At 41.3% G+C, this 16,390-nt stretch carries 17 protein-coding genes; 2 read left to right on the top strand and 15 right to left on the bottom strand.

Annotation, left to right across the window (positions count from 1 at the left end; all coding sequences use genetic code 11):
* Positions 1-40: 40 nt before the first annotated feature.
* The gene (locus tag J4728_RS05590; protein ID WP_001539488.1) at positions 41-286 is read right to left on the bottom strand and encodes a hypothetical protein; all 246 of its coding nucleotides are present in this window, start codon (positions 284-286) and stop codon (positions 41-43) included.
* A 100-nt stretch (positions 287-386) separates the two neighbouring features.
* Between J4728_RS05590 and J4728_RS05585 the strand changes: the two genes are divergently transcribed.
* Entirely contained in the window at positions 387-1,670 is a 1,284-nt protein-coding gene (locus tag J4728_RS05585; protein ID WP_000785811.1) for a citrate synthase, read from the top strand.
* Positions 1,671-1,806: 136 nt separating this feature from the next.
* Positions 1,807-2,853: an AbrB family transcriptional regulator gene (locus J4728_RS05580; RefSeq protein WP_001122057.1), complete on the top strand. Its 1,047-nt coding sequence runs from the start codon at positions 1,807-1,809 to the stop codon at positions 2,851-2,853.
* A gap of 54 nt (positions 2,854-2,907) precedes the next feature.
* On the opposite strand, the gene nei is transcribed toward J4728_RS05580, so the two are convergent.
* From nei to J4728_RS05510, 14 genes are all read right to left on the bottom strand, one after another.
* Positions 2,908-3,699 (bottom strand): endonuclease VIII, encoded by a 792-nt coding sequence (gene nei / locus J4728_RS05575; protein WP_001113968.1) that lies wholly within the window; start codon positions 3,697-3,699, stop codon positions 2,908-2,910.
* 48 nt (positions 3,700-3,747) lie between these two features.
* A complete protein-coding gene (locus tag J4728_RS05570; RefSeq protein ID WP_001145916.1) occupies positions 3,748-3,885 on the bottom strand; it encodes a hypothetical protein in 138 nt (45 codons plus the stop codon).
* Positions 3,886-3,952: 67 nt separating this feature from the next.
* Positions 3,953-5,848 (bottom strand): HAD family hydrolase, encoded by a 1,896-nt coding sequence (locus J4728_RS05565; protein ID WP_208211396.1) that lies wholly within the window; start codon positions 5,846-5,848, stop codon positions 3,953-3,955.
* Positions 5,849-5,905: 57 nt separating this feature from the next.
* Positions 5,906-6,739: a glycosyltransferase family A protein gene (locus tag J4728_RS05560; RefSeq protein WP_023228239.1), complete on the bottom strand. Its 834-nt coding sequence runs from the start codon at positions 6,737-6,739 to the stop codon at positions 5,906-5,908.
* A 192-nt stretch (positions 6,740-6,931) separates the two neighbouring features.
* A complete protein-coding gene (locus J4728_RS05555) occupies positions 6,932-8,710 on the bottom strand; it encodes a glycosyltransferase (protein ID WP_000273737.1) in 1,779 nt (592 codons plus the stop codon).
* Positions 8,711-8,803: 93 nt separating this feature from the next.
* A complete protein-coding gene (locus J4728_RS05550) occupies positions 8,804-9,514 on the bottom strand; it encodes an ABC transporter ATP-binding protein (RefSeq protein ID WP_000702849.1) in 711 nt (236 codons plus the stop codon).
* 3 nt (positions 9,515-9,517) lie between these two features.
* Positions 9,518-10,288, bottom strand: coding sequence for an ABC transporter permease (locus J4728_RS05545; RefSeq protein WP_000998823.1), 771 nt, complete (start codon positions 10,286-10,288; stop codon positions 9,518-9,520).
* 128 nt (positions 10,289-10,416) lie between these two features.
* Positions 10,417-11,550 carry a glycosyltransferase family 4 protein gene (locus tag J4728_RS05540; RefSeq protein ID WP_000824901.1) on the bottom strand — a complete coding sequence of 378 codons (1,134 nt, stop codon included), beginning with the start codon at positions 11,548-11,550 and terminating at the stop codon, positions 10,417-10,419.
* A gap of 12 nt (positions 11,551-11,562) precedes the next feature.
* The gene (locus tag J4728_RS05535; RefSeq protein WP_000973916.1) at positions 11,563-12,459 is read right to left on the bottom strand and encodes a glycosyltransferase; all 897 of its coding nucleotides are present in this window, start codon (positions 12,457-12,459) and stop codon (positions 11,563-11,565) included.
* On the bottom strand, positions 12,456-13,607 hold the full coding sequence (glf, locus tag J4728_RS05530; protein ID WP_001524621.1) for a UDP-galactopyranose mutase: 1,152 nt from the start codon (positions 13,605-13,607) through the stop codon (positions 12,456-12,458). Before glf ends, J4728_RS05535 begins: the two co-directional genes overlap by 4 nt.
* A 285-nt stretch (positions 13,608-13,892) precedes the next feature.
* Positions 13,893-14,633, bottom strand: a complete 741-nt coding sequence (locus tag J4728_RS05525) for a hypothetical protein (protein WP_001194239.1) — start codon at positions 14,631-14,633, stop codon at positions 13,893-13,895.
* Position 14,634: 1 nt separating this feature from the next.
* Positions 14,635-14,970, bottom strand: coding sequence for a hypothetical protein (locus J4728_RS05520; RefSeq protein WP_208211386.1), 336 nt, complete (start codon positions 14,968-14,970; stop codon positions 14,635-14,637).
* A gap of 459 nt (positions 14,971-15,429) precedes the next feature.
* A complete protein-coding gene (locus tag J4728_RS05515; protein ID WP_000824704.1) occupies positions 15,430-15,996 on the bottom strand; it encodes a tyrosine-type DNA invertase in 567 nt (188 codons plus the stop codon).
* A gap of 59 nt (positions 15,997-16,055) precedes the next feature.
* Positions 16,056-16,187: a hypothetical protein gene (locus J4728_RS05510; RefSeq protein ID WP_001521652.1), complete on the bottom strand. Its 132-nt coding sequence runs from the start codon at positions 16,185-16,187 to the stop codon at positions 16,056-16,058.
* Positions 16,188-16,390: the final 203 nt, after the last annotated feature.

Below are 16,390 nucleotides of genomic sequence, written 5' to 3'. Positions count from 1 at the left end.
GTTACAAACAACACCAGAAAAAGCATATAATGCGTAAAAGTTATGGGGTCACTCTTTCACCTGTTAATAAGTTATGCAACAGTACAATGATATTGACCCATTCTTTCAGGACAGTTATTAGTGATAGACAGGTTACATTACTCGGATTGCTACGTTCCTGATTTGCTGCTAATTCGAAATTAATCAAGCCGTTACCTGCAAGCGCCCATTGCTCTGTACCCAGGTCATCCCCTCTTTCACAGAGCGGCGAGCCAAATAACAAACTGGTAACGGTTGATTGATGCATACACAGAATCTTCCCTGCACTAACGACGAGGAAGATGACGTGTAGAAGGCAAGTCTGAGTTCCGGCAGTCTTAAGCAATAAGGCGCTAAGGAGACCGTAAATGGCTGATACAAAGGCAAAAATCACCCTTACTGGTGATACTGCTATTGAACTGGATGTGCTAAAAGGTACACTCGGTCAAGATGTTATTGATATTCGTAGTCTCGGTTCAAAAGGAGTTTTTACTTTTGACCCTGGTTTCACCTCTACCGCATCCTGCGAATCTAAAATCACCTTCATCGACGGCGACGAAGGCATTTTGTTGCATCGCGGTTTCCCGATTGACCAGCTTGCTACCGATTCCAACTATCTGGAAGTCTGTTACATCCTGCTGTACGGCGAAAAACCGACGCAGGAAGAGTATGACGAGTTCAGAACGACAGTCACCCGCCATACGATGATCCATGAGCAAATCACTCGCCTGTTCCATGCTTTCCGTCGCGACTCACATCCGATGGCGGTAATGTGCGGGATCACTGGCGCGCTGGCAGCGTTCTACCACGACTCGCTGGATGTGAACAATCCGCGCCACCGTGAAATCGCGGCGTTCCGCCTGCTGTCCAAAATGCCGACCATGGCGGCGATGTGTTACAAATATTCAATCGGTCAGCCGTTTGTTTATCCGCGCAACGACCTTTCCTACGCCGGTAACTTCCTGAACATGATGTTCTCCACGCCGTGTGAAACCTATGAAGTGAATCCGGTACTAGAGCGCGCGATGGACCGTATTCTGATCCTGCACGCTGACCATGAGCAGAACGCCTCAACGTCAACGGTACGTACCGCAGGTTCAAGCGGCGCCAACCCATTCGCCTGCATTGCCGCCGGGATCGCCTCCCTGTGGGGACCCGCGCACGGCGGCGCCAACGAAGCCGCGCTGAAAATGCTGGAAGAAATCAGCTCTGTTAAACACATTCCGGAATTTGTTCGCCGTGCGAAAGACAAGAATGATTCTTTCCGCCTGATGGGCTTCGGTCACCGTGTTTACAAAAACTACGATCCGCGCGCCACCGTGATGCGTGAAACCTGCCACGAAGTGCTGAAAGAGCTGGGCACCAAAGACGATCTGCTGGAAGTGGCGATGGAGCTTGAGCACATTGCGCTCAACGACCCGTACTTCATCGAGAAGAAACTGTACCCGAACGTAGACTTCTACTCCGGCATCATTCTGAAAGCGATGGGCATTCCATCTTCGATGTTCACCGTGATCTTCGCCATGGCGCGTACCGTTGGCTGGATTGCACACTGGAATGAAATGCACACTGACGGCATGAAAATCGCCCGTCCTCGTCAGCTGTATACCGGCTACGATAAACGCGATTTTAAATCGGCGCTGAAGCGTTAATTGACAACCGGATGGCGAGGCAACCCTCGCCATCCGGTACATTTTCCCTTTTTTCTTATCCTCATTATTTTATTCTTACCCCGTTACTCTCTATGATTAATTAAGGTTTCGCTAAATATCATTCAGGGAGCATGGAATGCCGATTCTGCAGTGGTTTTTGTTGTTCCTGTTATCGCTGCTCATTTCCCTTATTTTTCTCTATCTGCACCTTCCGGCGGCAATGCTGCTCGGTCCAATGATTGCGGGTATCGTGTTGAGTTTGCGAGGTAGTACGCTACAACTTCCGCGCGGTATTTTTCTCGCCGCGCAGGCAATTCTCGGCTGTATGATCGCCCAAAATCTAACCGGTTCGATATTGACCACCCTCGCCCTCTACTGGCCGGTCGTGCTTTTAGTGTTGCTGGTGACGCTGCTTTCCAGCGCGGTAGTCGGCTGGCTGCTGGTACGTTACAGCTCGCTGCCCGGCAACACCGGCGCATGGGGGTCTTCGCCGGGCGGCGCGGCGGCAATGGTAGCGATGGCGCAAGATTACGGGGCGGATATCCGCCTGGTGGCGTTTATGCAGTATCTACGGGTACTGTTTGTGGCTGGCGCGGCGGTGCTGGTGACACGCCTGATACTCGGCGACAGCGCGGCAGCGGTCAGCCAACAGGTGATCTGGTTTCCGCCGCTTAGCGGTAATGTATTGACGACGCTGTTATTAGCGATCGTGGCGGGCATTGCCGGTCGCCTGATGCGTATCCCTTCCGGCACGATGCTGCTCCCCATGTTGGCAGGCGCGCTTCTCCATTCGCAAGGCATCATTGAGATTGAATTACCCGAATGGCTGCTGGCCGTGGCGTATATGGCGATAGGCTGGCGTATTGGGCTGGGTTTTGACAGACAGGTGTTTTTTATGGCGCTGCGGCCATTGCCGCAAATCTTATTGTCAATTTTCGCGCTGATGGCGATTTGCGCCGCGATGGCGTGGGGAATGGCTTACTACATGCAGATTGATTTTATGACGGCTTATCTTGCCACCAGTCCCGGTGGTCTGGATACGGTTGCCGCGATCGCGGCAGGAAGCAGTGCCGATATGGCGCTCATCATGGCAATGCAAACCCTACGGCTGTTCAGCATTCTGTTAACTGGGCCAGCAGTGGCCCGTTTTATATCAACCTATGCGCCCAAACAACCTTTGTAGGGCTGATAAGCGTCGCGCCATCAGGCAATAGCCGCTCGCCGATGGCGGTTCCGGCTATTTCTGGCAATGCGGGCACCAGTAAAACGGGCGTGAGGACAGTGTTGTCTTTTCAATAATGCCGCCGCACCGCTCGCACACTTCGCCGTCACGGTGGAAAACCTTAAAGCGAAACAGTGCGCCATGATGCTTGTTCTCATCCGCCTGACCGCGAGTAGTGTAGGAAAGGCGCGGAATATCCAACAGCGCGTGAGAAAGCGCATTCAGTTGCGCCTCGTTGAGATCTTTCGCTTTATGCTGTCCGGTTAACCCTACCTGCCAGAGGATTTCAACGCGCAGATAATTCCCCAATCCCGCCAGAAAGGCCTGATCCAGCAACAGTCCGGAAAATTGTCGGTTGCGAAAACGCGGCGACAGCAATCGAGCTTTAACCTCTTCCGGAGTAAGACGCGCGTCCAACACATCCGGACCGACTCGCTGTAAAAAAGGGTGCGTCGTGAGCTGCTCTGCTGTCAGCATTTCGATATCAGACGCGCTATAAAGCAGAATAGTTTTATCCGCCGTTTGTAGCCTGACGCGCAATATACGCGTGGTCTGCGGTATTTCACCAGTATCGATCACCCGCCATACGCCATAGAGTTGGTTGTGGCTGTAGAGCGTCAGGCCATTTGAAAAGTGGGTCAATAACGCTTTTCCCCGCGTCTCTATCCGGGTAACAAGTTGACCGGTAAGCTGCGATTCATACGGTTTTAACTGTGCAAAGGCAAACCAGACATCGGTTAAGGGTTTGCCTTTGATTGCCGCCTCCAGATTATCCGCCGCACGACGAATTTCCGGGCCTTCAGGCATGATAATATCCTTTGTTAACAGTTGATTAATGGACTACACCGCCTCTGACTATCTGGAATGCACATCGAACACCATAATGAACATCCACAGCGGATGGACAAACAGGCGGTGGTATTCAGTGATAATAACATTATCGCAGCACGAGACCACTTCCCCGTCAGGGTTAACATGATCGCGCCAGGGCATAATCGACTCAGCCCTTGTCGGGCGAGCGCCCAATAATGATTGTCTGCCTACCGGAATTAAATGACGCTTAGTTATATTTTGCCCAAAATTTTTTTCTGTTGATCCTTTTAAAGCCTTCTTTCCAATAACTGGCATTCAACTCTTTGATATAATTTTCTCCGGGAAAAAGTTTATCCTTTAAAGGCAGTTTCTTGGCTAGCACGATTCTTTCTGCGTTAGATCCCGCGGACTCTGAATGTGTGAGGGAAGATAAGGCGTCCAGTTGAACGCTTGAGGGTCTGGCTATCAATTCAAAAAAAGGTTCTGACAATACAACACTACTAAGTGCTGCATAATTTCCTTTTTGTATGAGCGGTTTGACGTACTCAAAAAAAGAAATAATCCCTGATTGCAATCTTGCTGCTTTTTTTAAATACTCAATTTCAGAACCACTGCTATCTTCACGTACAGGAATTATTCCATTATCCGTTTTTTTATAGCCAATTGTTGACCCAGTATTGTCAGCCATAGCGAACTCCATTATTTCCACCCCTCCTGATAAGAAAAGATCACACTTATCGTTGGGATGGCCATAGTTGGTTAGCCAACCAAACATCTTATTATAAATAGATCGGTTATCATTGGCGCCAGCAAAAGTTGCCAAATAAAACCCATGTATTTGTTTTTCTGCCCATTGCGCACCTAAAGAACGAGCAAATACTGATTGAATATTACCCATCCATCCTACATCGATAAGTGCTATATTTTTATAACCTTCACAGGCCGTTTTAAAGTAATCAGCGTAAACTTCCCTGTGCTGAGTATTTTTTAATAAAATATATGGAAATAATTTATTTATAAGCCAGTGAACCTTATGTTCCTCTCCTGAAACAGGAATATACTCCTCGTCAGGAAAACCAACATGATGTATATCTGAAATATGCTCACTCGCATCTAACCCCGCGATAGCAAGTATCTTTTTAATACTTTTCTTATTCTTACCACCAAAAAGATGCCAAATCCTGTGCATCGGCCAATCAGTCATCCCCACCATATAAGCTGATGCGCGGGATATATATAAATATTCACATTTTACATGTTCTTCTGAAAAGTATTCATTATAAATTTTATAGATTAAGTGAGCATCGCGTGCTAAAAAAAGCGCTTTATCAATTTTATGAATCTTTAACTGATTCGCTAACCAGGATACATAACCTAATAATAACGGACCAAATACTTTAAATCCTATCTCGTTTAAAGGATCATTTTGATGGAAAGCAGACACTTGTTTAAGTAATAAAGACTTACAAATAGATTCACCAATAATATCTTTAGCTTTCCAATGATTAGATATCCCATGATTATACTCTGACCAATCAGCATGGAGAGTATTTATGCCGAGTTTTTTAGCATTCAGAATATCAGCATGAACATTGTCGCCAACATGCATCCACGATGCAATATCTACATTTTCATTTTTCTTGACTATTGAAAATAATTTACCACTATTTTTAGAGTACCGCTCTTCGCCAGATGAATAAACTGGAATGTTACTGATATCATAGCCACATGATGTTAACAACTCCTTTAATATTACTGATGGAAGGTACATATCACTAATTAAAATGACTTTGCAACCATCACTAATAGCCTTTTCAAACAAACAGCTTCCACGCGCATTTTTATATAAAACAATCTTCTCCATTTGTATTTCCAGATCGATTATCTTTTTTACTGTCGCTGGTGAAAGCTGCGGATGCTTTTTTAAAATTTCATCGTATATTTCAGATATGAGTATTTCCGGCTCGCCGCCAAAACGCCTGCCCCTATTCTCTCTGGCACTTACTTCCGCCTGAACTCTTATCTCTGGGAAATTATCAACAATACCAATCTCGTACGCTGATATAAAAAAGTTCTCAGTTGCTAAAGTTGATTGCATTAATGAAAACAAATCTCTGGGACGGTAAATCCTCCGGCTAACCAATGTATCAAAGATATCAAAGCTTACGGTCTTGTATTTTTTAAAGTTCATATCCATATTTTATTTAATCTTATTTTCAATATAAGAAATTTTATGAAAAAGACTATTGTTAGCAATATTTGAAAGTAACACATTGAGCAATGATGAGTCATCAATACTTCTCATCATTTTATTTTCTGCAATTTTGCATTCTATATCAAATAACTCATTGTTAATTACGGTATAATTGCCAAATTCAAAGTCATCATTTTCTCTGAAATGATAAAATGCCAGTGCTTCAGGTAAGATCCAAACATCATTTTCTGCAAGGTAATGAATAAAAAAAGGCCAGAAAAATGCAGGAGAGGATAATTTATGACTTTCAATCATATCGATAACAGAATTTTTATCGAATAAACACGAGGAAAGTGGAATAGAATTCCTGTAATAAATAACATCAAAACTAACAGGGCCAGAATTTAAATAGTGGTTCCATGGTTGCGTTGAATTTATAATTATTCTATTATTTTCCGCAATCTCAGCAACTTTATTTGTATGGCATGCTATTGCATTTACAGATGAATACGTTGACTGTATATTCGCCAAAACACTGAGTAGCCTTGACACATATTCAGGGGCCCAGGAATCGTCATCATCCATAAAGCATAAATAATTAGATTCAGACATCTTAATAGCATTAAAGATACAGCTTTCGTCGTAGATAACACTATATATATTTGACAGTTCTTTCAGATAAAAATCATCCACATTGTGACATTTCAATTCTTCCTCCATGCAGAAAATGATGATATTTATTTTTTTGAACGTCTGGTCATTAATGGATTGCAAGGCCCGCATTAATAGACGAGTACGCCCAGGTTTATGTCGGACAATAACTAAAAGACTCTTTTCCATATTCTGATTTCGCGTTTTACGGTATATATAAAAATTAACACCCTATGAATAAATGCTGACATTGGGTAAGGATTATAATATTTTATTAGACTGACACCAGATAAGGTGTAGCAACAGAACCATACCTAAGATTATCATAGTCATATAATTAAAAAATCGGTATAATTCTCATCAACACCACTTACATCATGTTTAATATTTATCTTCAGATTTTTTATTGAATTTTTTATACCAAAAGAGCTTTGAGGTAAGATAGGGCAAACTATTTTTCATCTCTTTTTTTGCAGATTTAAACCGATAAAAATTTTTGACTGCCGTAAACAAACCATTAATAATAACTTTAAAAAACTCCATTTTTGAGTGGGTAAGTTTTAATAATTTGCCATTTTCTATATTTAAATGATAGATAGTAATTCTCCGGAATGAAAACTTAGTAGGGTGATAATGACGATAATCAACCACGATTGGTTTTTTAATTAAAAAGAAAGCTGGAATTAAGTGTCCATTAAGGGTTATGCATCTAAAAAATTTGTAGATGGCTTTTTCTTTACCAGAACATGGGTAATCAACACAACCATTAACAATATCAATACCTTCTACATTGAATTTTTCATTATGAGTTATTGCATTAATTCTTTTTCTTATCTCCAGAAGATCTACATTATCTTCCCAAAACTCCCGTCCAGAAAGACAATCGTTATATGACATAATCATTGCTCTGGCAAGTTCATAGCGGCATGAAAAACTCGCAAGAAAGACTTCCCGCACAAAGAAAACACTTAACAGTAGTGCAGCAAACTTTCTTTTACTAATTAATGCAGGTACAGCAACAGTCCTGAAGTTCAAATAGCTATTTAGAACCGATATTTTTCTTTCAAAATCCATTTGCCACGAAGCCACACCATTAAGTGTGACAATATTATGTTTTTTATGCATATATCCAAATAGCAGGTCATCACCACGAACAAAGAAAGGAAATGAGTAATATTCAATAGCGTTAATATTAAAGGCAAAAAACCACCATCCACCGTAGCCTATTTTTCTTTCATTATCAAAAGTATCTAAAGAATCTATTTCCCGAGCATCCAGATAATGTTTATCCGGGTAATGTAAAAAATCTCTATGCCATATGGCACCAGATTCATGTATGATTGCCGGGTTATCTTCAAAAAGCATACAGCCAGTAACAACTGTATTTTTGTCTTTAGCCATCAGTAAAAAAGCATGAGTTCGACAAATCGATTCAATTTCACATGAGCCGTCGTCATCCATAAATATGACATGTTTGACATCGTTGATTTTCCCTGCCTCTATCAAACCTCTCATAAACCCGCCTGACCCACCGAGGTTTTCATTATTGATAACTATAATGCCGTTTCCTGACGGGTGATTAATCGCCTCGCCATTATTAACGACAATCAATTTAAAACGATCTTTAAATTCGCTCTGGGTTAAGAGTGTTTTATTAATTCTATTGATTGTTTTAGTAACAGCTTCTTTTCTATTATAAGTTGTTATAACTAAAGCCATAGATGATTTACTAACATGATCTTTAGTCAGAAATTCAAATCCATTTAAAACAGAGTCTTCGTCTGATTGCCACTCCACATAGATATATCCAAAATTTATTTTTGATATATCAATCTCAATCTCATCACTAATATTACATGACGATTTAAAATCAATTTGCTTTAATACTCTAATGACACCATTCTCTTTATGCCTTACAGTTATAGTTCCGCGACCAATTATATTAACCCGCAAAAAAAGTGATGTTAAGGTTGTATATTTTTTCCATTTCTTAATTGAGAATGCATTAAAAAAAGTATCAAAATATGCAACCTTATGACGCGGAACAAGTAAGTTACGTGAGGTATAGTTATACTTCCCGCCCTGAGTTCTGAAATAAAGCTGCTCTTCCGTGCATAGATCAATGTTTGGTAAAATTACTTTTTGAAGTAAAAAATACATAACGAACCTATAAATTTATATTATCTGGGGTAACGCTATTATAAAATAGTAAATTTCTCACCGCGTAGTGATATAAATACTGCAATAAGAATATTAAAATCCGCCTTTGCTAACTATTTCACCGTGCTCAAGCCTGATGAACTTATTACATACAGATTTAGCCAGTTCATCATCGTGAGTGGCCATTACCATAATGCCCGCTTTAGAGATAAAGCTATTTAATCTCATCTCTGCTTTTCTTTTAAAATCACTATCACCCACGCTCATCCATTCATCCATCAGTAAAATTTCAGGATTAATTGCAGTAGAAATAGAAAAACCAAGCCTCAGAACCATACCACTAGAATACGTTCTAACGGGGATTTTAATAAAATCACCTAACTCGCTGAACTCGATGACATCTTCTGTAATATTTTTTATTTCATTTTTTGACAGACCGAGAAATAGTCCCCTCAGTTTTATATTTTCCAGGCCGGTAAGCTCACCATCCATTCCCATCATGGGATCAATGAGGCTGGTGACTCGACCAATACATTCATACTTCCCTGAAGTTGGTTTATAGGCCCCTGCAAGTACTCTCAGAAGAGTTGTTTTGCCCGAACCATTGTGTCCGATAAGCGCAAGACGGTTACCTTCGGTAAGCGTAAAATCAATTTTTTTTAATGCCTCTACTTCAATAATCCCGGTATTCGATGAGCCAATTCGTCCACCTGAAGCAGCCTGTAGAAAAGTTTTTTTAAATGAACGGTGGCTGGAGTTAAATATAGGGAGTATTACGCCAACGTTTTTGCAAGAGATTTTCATTAATTATAACCAGTATACGATTCTTGAGCGATATTTAGTCAACACTAAGGTTGAGACCATCAACATAATAATAGAGGTTATTATTGTGTAAAACCATATAGTTACATCTGGTACAGTTCCCATTAATGGTTTCCTGAGCATCTCCATAAAGTAATAAAAAATATTATAATCAACAAATTCCTTTCTTCCCTTTGGTAATTGTTCCGATGTCCAAATGATGGGAGTTATAAAAAAACACAACGTTACCACACTTTGAACAACCGGTCCCATATCACGATATCTTGTGCAAAAAATGGCGAGAATCATACCTGTAGAAATTAATGAGATGGATGTTATTACAATTGCAGGTATAAAAAGGAGAATATCAAGATTTACCGATGTATTGGTAAAAAAAATCACGAAAGGTATAATGATAAAATTATGCAACATAATCATAAACTGCCGATAGAAAACACGTAATATATATAAATATAGCGGAAGGTCAGATTGTTTAATAATTGATGCGGACTCATTAAATATTCCGCATGACTCATTAATAGTTGCTGATAGAAAGGCCCAAAAGATCATACCTAAAGTAAGATGCATGATAAAATTTTCGGAACCAGAACTGAACAGCGAACCGTAAAGAGGTCCCATCGCTGATATGGTGACCCCCATCGAAATCGTTATCCAAAAAGGCCCTAACACCGATCGCCGGTATCGTCCTAGGACATCATTCCAACCTAGCGAAATCCAAAGTTGGTGCCTGGCCAGAGCTTCTTTCAAATCATTCATTGTTTCCGTGTCACCTTTACCTGAAGAACTTATTCTTTAACGATATGAAAATATAACTTATTTATTTTCTATAATATTTACATACTATTTATCTAAACACTGACCTACTTCATAAGCACTTTATGGTGTTAGCAACCAATAGTGTCTTTATAAATTTGCAATGTCTTATTAATGACTAATATGCTGGAAAACAATTCCTTTACACGTTTTCTTCCATTCGCCCCCATCTCTAAGCGAATCTGTGGATTTTTTAACAAATACTCTAATTCTACCGCTAACTCCTGAGCTGAATTACTTTTCACGATCAACCCATTATAGTTATGAATAATTAAGCTATCACATCCGCCGGTATCATAAGCAATACATGCACGTCCTACAGATGATGCCTCTAATAAAAGCCGTGGTACTCCTTCCGGATAAATAGATGGTAATGCAACGATATTCGATTTCTGAATAAGCTCATATACATTCGAAGAGCGTCCCAGCCAGTTAATTAGTCCTTCATTATGCCAGTGATGAATGAGCTCCAAAGGGATAGCATCTTTATCGTCCTCGGCCAATATACCTGCAACATTTAAAACAAAATGAATATTTTTTTGTCTGAGGATCTTTTTTGCTTCAATGAGATCGCCAAGACCTTTACTCCATAACATTCGGCTTGCAAAAAGGACTATCGGTATCTCATGTTTTTTCTCTATAGAGAATTTATAAATATCCGGGTTAATTCCAGCACCTTCGATAACGATAGTTTTATGATAATCAATACCTACTAAACGCGATATTTTTCGTCGATCTTTATCATGTTCAAAAATAAAAACACCACGCTTATTACCGGCAATATATTTGTAAACCAAAACGGTTAACGCACGCAATATTCTCATTGGCACGGTATTATATAAAAAGATTCGACCAAGTCCGACAAAGCTGATAACAACTGGACTATTACTTCTCCTGGCGCTAACCCCACCAATCAGGCAAGGTTTGAGCGTAATACAATGCAATAAGTCAGGATTAATCTCTTTAATAATTTTCCGAGCGTTAAGGAATGCTCTAAAAAAAACAAACATATTAAATGACTGAGCAACAAGAGACACATTGTGACAAATAAAACCAAGCGTTTTGAATTTTTTTATAATCTCTTCACCAATAAAATGACTTATGATATGAATTTCATAACCCGCATCCCTTGCCGCTATCGCACGTTCTGTCCAATGTAAATCAAAGTACCAGTCTGAATTTACAAAATAACATAACCTTTTCATCTCTTCGTCCTGCTAATGATATTTCCCACTAATACCTTTAAGTCCATGAAGTATTCCCTGCCAGATAAAATATAGATAACGAAATTTCTTACGCTGCCATGGTAATATGGCGAGATATTTAGAGAGGCGTAACACTATAGAAAGAACACTGAATATCCTGGGAACGGGTAAAAGTTTTCTCAGCAGCAACAAATTTCTACAAAGATAATATACTTTCCATTCGGGGCAGATACACTTTCCATGAATAGAGATATCATGAATAAATTTAATTTCTGGGGAGTAACGAATTTTCTGCCCGGACAATACTAGCTTATAACCAAAGAAAAAATCATCATAATAAAGGAAAAGTTCATCATGGATATCGTTAAGATGGTTATTCAATACCTTTCGATCAATAATCATACCAACGAATGACACAGTTTGAACATCAGTAACCTGAGTTCTTACTGGAGAAAACCTCTCTGGGCGCATCGCATAATAAATAGTCTCAAACACCGTAGATGGGACCCTAATGAAAGGCAAATTCATCCGACAAGACCGCCCATAGGTGTCCTGAACTCGCGACGCAAATATACGGTATCTTGAGGTATCTAATAACGAGAAATGCTTTAAAATATTAATTTCCGGGTAAGCATCATCATCATAGAAAAATACCCAATCGGCATTACTATATGAGCATATATATTGACTACCTACTTTAAATCCGCCAGCACCACCAAGATTATCTTTAAGATTAAGTATCGTGATGCCAGGTTCACTTAATGAAGAAAGCCATTCCCTGGTACCGTCGCTTGAGCCATTATTAACGATAACAATAGAGGAAAAACCCGCCTTAACAGTCTCTCGCACACTTTTTTTTAATTTTTCAAGACGATTAAAAGTTACGATTAGCGCTGTACACTTCATCAAACGGTAACTGTAAAAGCTGGCATTTCTTTTTGTTCATATAGCGACGTTAAGTATACGTCCGCCGTCTGTAATGCTTCAGCTATCGTGATGTCCATATCGAGATAACGATAAGTGCCAAGACGACCAATGAAAGTAATATTTTTTTCTTTTTTAGCCCGCGACAGATATTTATTCAGTAAATCCATTTTATCTGCCCTGCGAACAGGATAGTAGGGTATATCACCAGCTTCACATTCCCGACTATATTCTTGATAACATATTGAAGCTTCATGTCTCTCCCACGGAGAAAAATATTTGTGCTCAGTAATCCGAGTATAAGGAGTATCTATTGAACAATAATTCATTACTGCGCATCCTTGATAATCACTCTGGCAAATTATTTTTTTAAAGTCTAATGTACGATATTCCAGTCGGCCATATTGACAGGAGTAAAAGGCATCCAGCGCGCCACTGAAAAAAACATGATCATAATTTGTCCGCATTTCCTGAGTGAAGGAGCGACATAGTTCAACAGCGATATTTTCGTGTTCGACAATGGACTTGACCATTTGTGTATAACCAAATTTTGGTATTCCCTGAAACTTATGATTGAAATAGTTATCATCATAATTAAAACGAACAGGGATACGTTTCAATACAGAAGCGGGTAACGCGGAAGGATGAAGCCCCCATTGTTTAATGGTATAACCTTTAAAAAAGGCTTCATATAACTCTTTACCAATGAAACGCAAGGCCTGTTGCTCAAAATTTTGTGGTTCCAGAATGGTGCTATCACATTTTTGAAGCAGTAATTTCCTGGCGTCATCAGGTGAGCAGGCGACACCAAAAAATTGATTGATGGTATGAAGATTGATAGGTAGAGAAAATACCTGACCATTTACTGTGGCCTTAACCTTATTGATATAAGGCATCATCTCAGCGTATTTATTTACATAATTCCATACAGTTTCATTATCAGTATGAAAAATATGAGGACCATAAACGTGCACCATAATACCCGTGTGCTCATCTCGGGCATCATAAGCGTTACCACCGATATGCGAACGTTGATCAATAATATTGACTACATGTCCCTGCTCGGCTAACTGGCGTGCTATTACTGCGCCTGAAAGGCCCGCACCTACAATTAGTATCTTTTTACGTTGCATTATTTTTGTCACTCTGTTCGCAGACACAGATAATATTAGATAGTTTATCCAGAACCATTTTCATTTATATCAGAAGGGTAAAGTGAAATTTACTCAACGCATCCAGATAATTCCACGCTACCGCCACAGCGCGTAAACCCTCGCACTGATTACAGATTCATTAATGTCACACGTTATGCGGTATTTCCGGACAACGATGATTGCCATATTTATTTTGTGAAGATAACTCATTCAGAACGCAACATTATGGGTCTGAATACCGCGCGGCATGATGTAAATATGCTGTCAGCATAAATCCGGTGCGTTACCGGCCCCAGTTTTTACCAACCCACTCTGTTGACTGATGTCCGGACCGACGTCCGGTATCCTTATTCTTACCGCATCAGATAGCGGTACTCCTGTCGGGATATCCCAGCGTTGTTTCAGCGTCTGCTCCGCGAGCCAGACCTGCCTCACGCCGGTTCCCAGCATACGGGCCGTCATTTCCGGGCTACAGCCTGACAACAGTAATCCCAGCACCCGCCGTCCCTGTTTTGGCAGACGCTCTGACAGTAACCTGACCAGCGTGCGGCTGTTTATCTCCATCACCAGCTCCGGCACGCTCAACGCGCTTTTCATCTCCTCCTCGTAAGGCGATGTCTGTAGTGATGACCATATGGCAAGCTCAGCCATTCTGGCCAGAACCCTTACCGACATGGCGCGTTTAATCAGCCTCAGATGGCGGAAGTAACCTTCCACGCTGACGTCAACCGGTAAAAACGCGTTACTGCTGCAAAAAACCACTGTCCGCGGATAACGCAGAAAAACCTGTTGCCACAGCAGAAGCTGGGTTGATGGCCGTCCGGCGGATATCACCATCGCGCCGGGCCACCGACGCAACCGATCCAGCAGCCCTTCTGGTGTCCTGAGACGAACGCAGTCCTCCACGCAAAGGCCGCCGGTATCCGGAAACTGCGTAGGATTTTCGCCTGACTGACAAAACATAATCAGCCGGAGAGGCGGCAGTACTCTGGTTAACGTCTGCATATCAGTACGTCAGAACCTGGTACAGGCTGAACAACGCTGCGACGGTGGAGACCGCCAGCAGGAGCAAAAATATTTTTGCGCCCATACTGTACCGGCACTTACTGGTCCCCCCCCTTCCGGTGGACATTTCCGCATATTCTTGCGTCATCAGATTGTTCTCCTCTGGCCATTGCCGACCCGGCGCTGCGCCAGCAACGGCAGCTTCGTGTTGTGGAAACAACATGTCCGCACCCTTTCGTGGACCGGGAGCCATTCCATGTCTGTATGAAAAATGACGTCTGGCCCTATCTAAACACAGCACTCTGACACCCTGTCCGGTTCTGCTTTTCGGCTGCACAGGCCGTCAGTCCCCCTGGTAGTAAATGCTCCTGCCGCAGGGTAATTCTGCCCTGTGCGGAGTACAAAATGACAAATAGAAAACACAGTAATCTATTGATTTATATGTTGATTATGTAAATCAGCTTTCCCTGAACAGATTTCTCTGTGATTTAACAATATGATTCAAAAAGTAAAATAAAGGATTTAATTCTTTGATATTATAATTAATCAGCATTAAATATTATTTAATACGTTTTTTTAACACTTAAAATTAACATTTTATGCAGGCAGGACAAAAATGGATACAGCATAGTGCTGGTTGGACCAGGTGAATTTTCCCTTAGTTTTTTTATTGTTATATGGATAACTCCTTAATAAGCAAGAGATTACGATTGCATGACTCTTGTGTGGAAGGGGTAAATCTGAGAGGATGATGAAAGCGCGAAGCGGACTTAACTTTTTGAATCAGAACGTACGGTTATACTCGACGTTTTTTTCGCCATATTCCATGAAAACGCCCGGCGTTACTTGCGGTGTATCTTACGGTGTGCTGGATATTCCTGTGCCCCAGATAGTCCTGTATGAGTCGTGTATCAATCCCTTTATCAGCAAGGGCGTAGCCGCAGGCATGTCGCAGCATATGAGGATGTGGCGCTATCGTTAATTCGGCCAACCGCCCTGCCTCACGAAGTATGTAAAAAAATTGTTGCCTGCTGAGCGGATGCCGTCGTAGCGACAGGAACAGCCAGTCTCCGTCAGCCCCTTTCTCAAGATACTTCCTGGCCCTGAGCCAGCTTTTCAGTACGTTATACTCATCGGGAAGGAGGGGGTGACACGTTGAAAAGCCATTTTTGAGGCGCCGGATATAAAGCTGTCTTCCTGCAAGATCAATATCCGACAAGCGCAGCCCCAGCAGCTCACTGGCCCGGAAGCCGTGAATAAACGCCATCAGGATTAAGCAGCGGTTTCTTTCCGGGAAGGGCATTCTGTCGGTCGCTGACAGCAGTTTTTCAATCTCTTCTTGCGTAAGATATTTTCTTTTCACAAAACAAATCCATCATAACAAAATGAGTAATATACTAAAAAATCACTGATCAGATGAGTTTAATTTTCGCTAAAAAAGTTGCTATGCGTAAACAGCTTAAAATCCATATAGCTGGCAATCTGGCACGCTATCCATGACGTGATAGTGAAACAGCGAATCAATCTGGCTTCAATCTCCTGATAAGTCGTCATGATGAGGAATATAAATGCTAAAAATGAGGCTATCGTGAGGTAAATCAATCAGAAAGGGGTAATAAAGAGTCAGGTAGTTTACCCGCCCCGGAGGTTTGATTAGATGGCGATAGCTAACAATATCATAATGATTTTCAAAAACTCTGCTGCTAACAGCAATAAGCTCATCATACTGGCTATTACAGCATCACTTGGTTATTTTT

This window comes from Salmonella sp. 32070601201500089SM, from assembly GCF_017573605.1.
GTDB classification, from domain to species: Bacteria; Pseudomonadota; Gammaproteobacteria; order Enterobacterales; family Enterobacteriaceae; genus Salmonella; species Salmonella enterica.
This window is presented reverse-complemented; position numbering and strand designations above follow the sequence as displayed.

Bases quoted from the DNA above. Each gene is read 5' to 3' on its own strand.
- J4728_RS05590 (WP_001539488.1), bottom strand. From the start codon at position 286: ATGCATCAATCAACCGTTACCAGTTTGTTATTTGGCTCGCCGCTCTGT.
- J4728_RS05585 (WP_000785811.1), top strand. From the start codon at position 387: ATGGCTGATACAAAGGCAAAAATCACCCTTACTGGTGATACTGCTATT.
- J4728_RS05580 (WP_001122057.1), top strand. From the start codon at position 1,807: ATGCCGATTCTGCAGTGGTTTTTGTTGTTCCTGTTATCGCTGCTCATT.
- nei (WP_001113968.1), bottom strand. From the start codon at position 3,699: ATGCCTGAAGGCCCGGAAATTCGTCGTGCGGCGGATAATCTGGAGGCG.
- J4728_RS05570 (WP_001145916.1), bottom strand. From the start codon at position 3,885: ATGCCCTGGCGCGATCATGTTAACCCTGACGGGGAAGTGGTCTCGTGC.
- J4728_RS05560 (WP_023228239.1), bottom strand. From the start codon at position 6,739: ATGGAAAAGAGTCTTTTAGTTATTGTCCGACATAAACCTGGGCGTACT.
- J4728_RS05555 (WP_000273737.1), bottom strand. From the start codon at position 8,710: ATGTATTTTTTACTTCAAAAAGTAATTTTACCAAACATTGATCTATGC.
- J4728_RS05550 (WP_000702849.1), bottom strand. From the start codon at position 9,514: ATGAAAATCTCTTGCAAAAACGTTGGCGTAATACTCCCTATATTTAAC.
- J4728_RS05545 (WP_000998823.1), bottom strand. From the start codon at position 10,288: ATGAATGATTTGAAAGAAGCTCTGGCCAGGCACCAACTTTGGATTTCG.
- J4728_RS05540 (WP_000824901.1), bottom strand. From the start codon at position 11,550: ATGAAAAGGTTATGTTATTTTGTAAATTCAGACTGGTACTTTGATTTA.
- glf (WP_001524621.1), bottom strand. From the start codon at position 13,607: ATGCAACGTAAAAAGATACTAATTGTAGGTGCGGGCCTTTCAGGCGCA.
- J4728_RS05525 (WP_001194239.1), bottom strand. From the start codon at position 14,633: ATGCAGACGTTAACCAGAGTACTGCCGCCTCTCCGGCTGATTATGTTT.
- J4728_RS05510 (WP_001521652.1), bottom strand. From the start codon at position 16,187: ATGACGACTTATCAGGAGATTGAAGCCAGATTGATTCGCTGTTTCACT.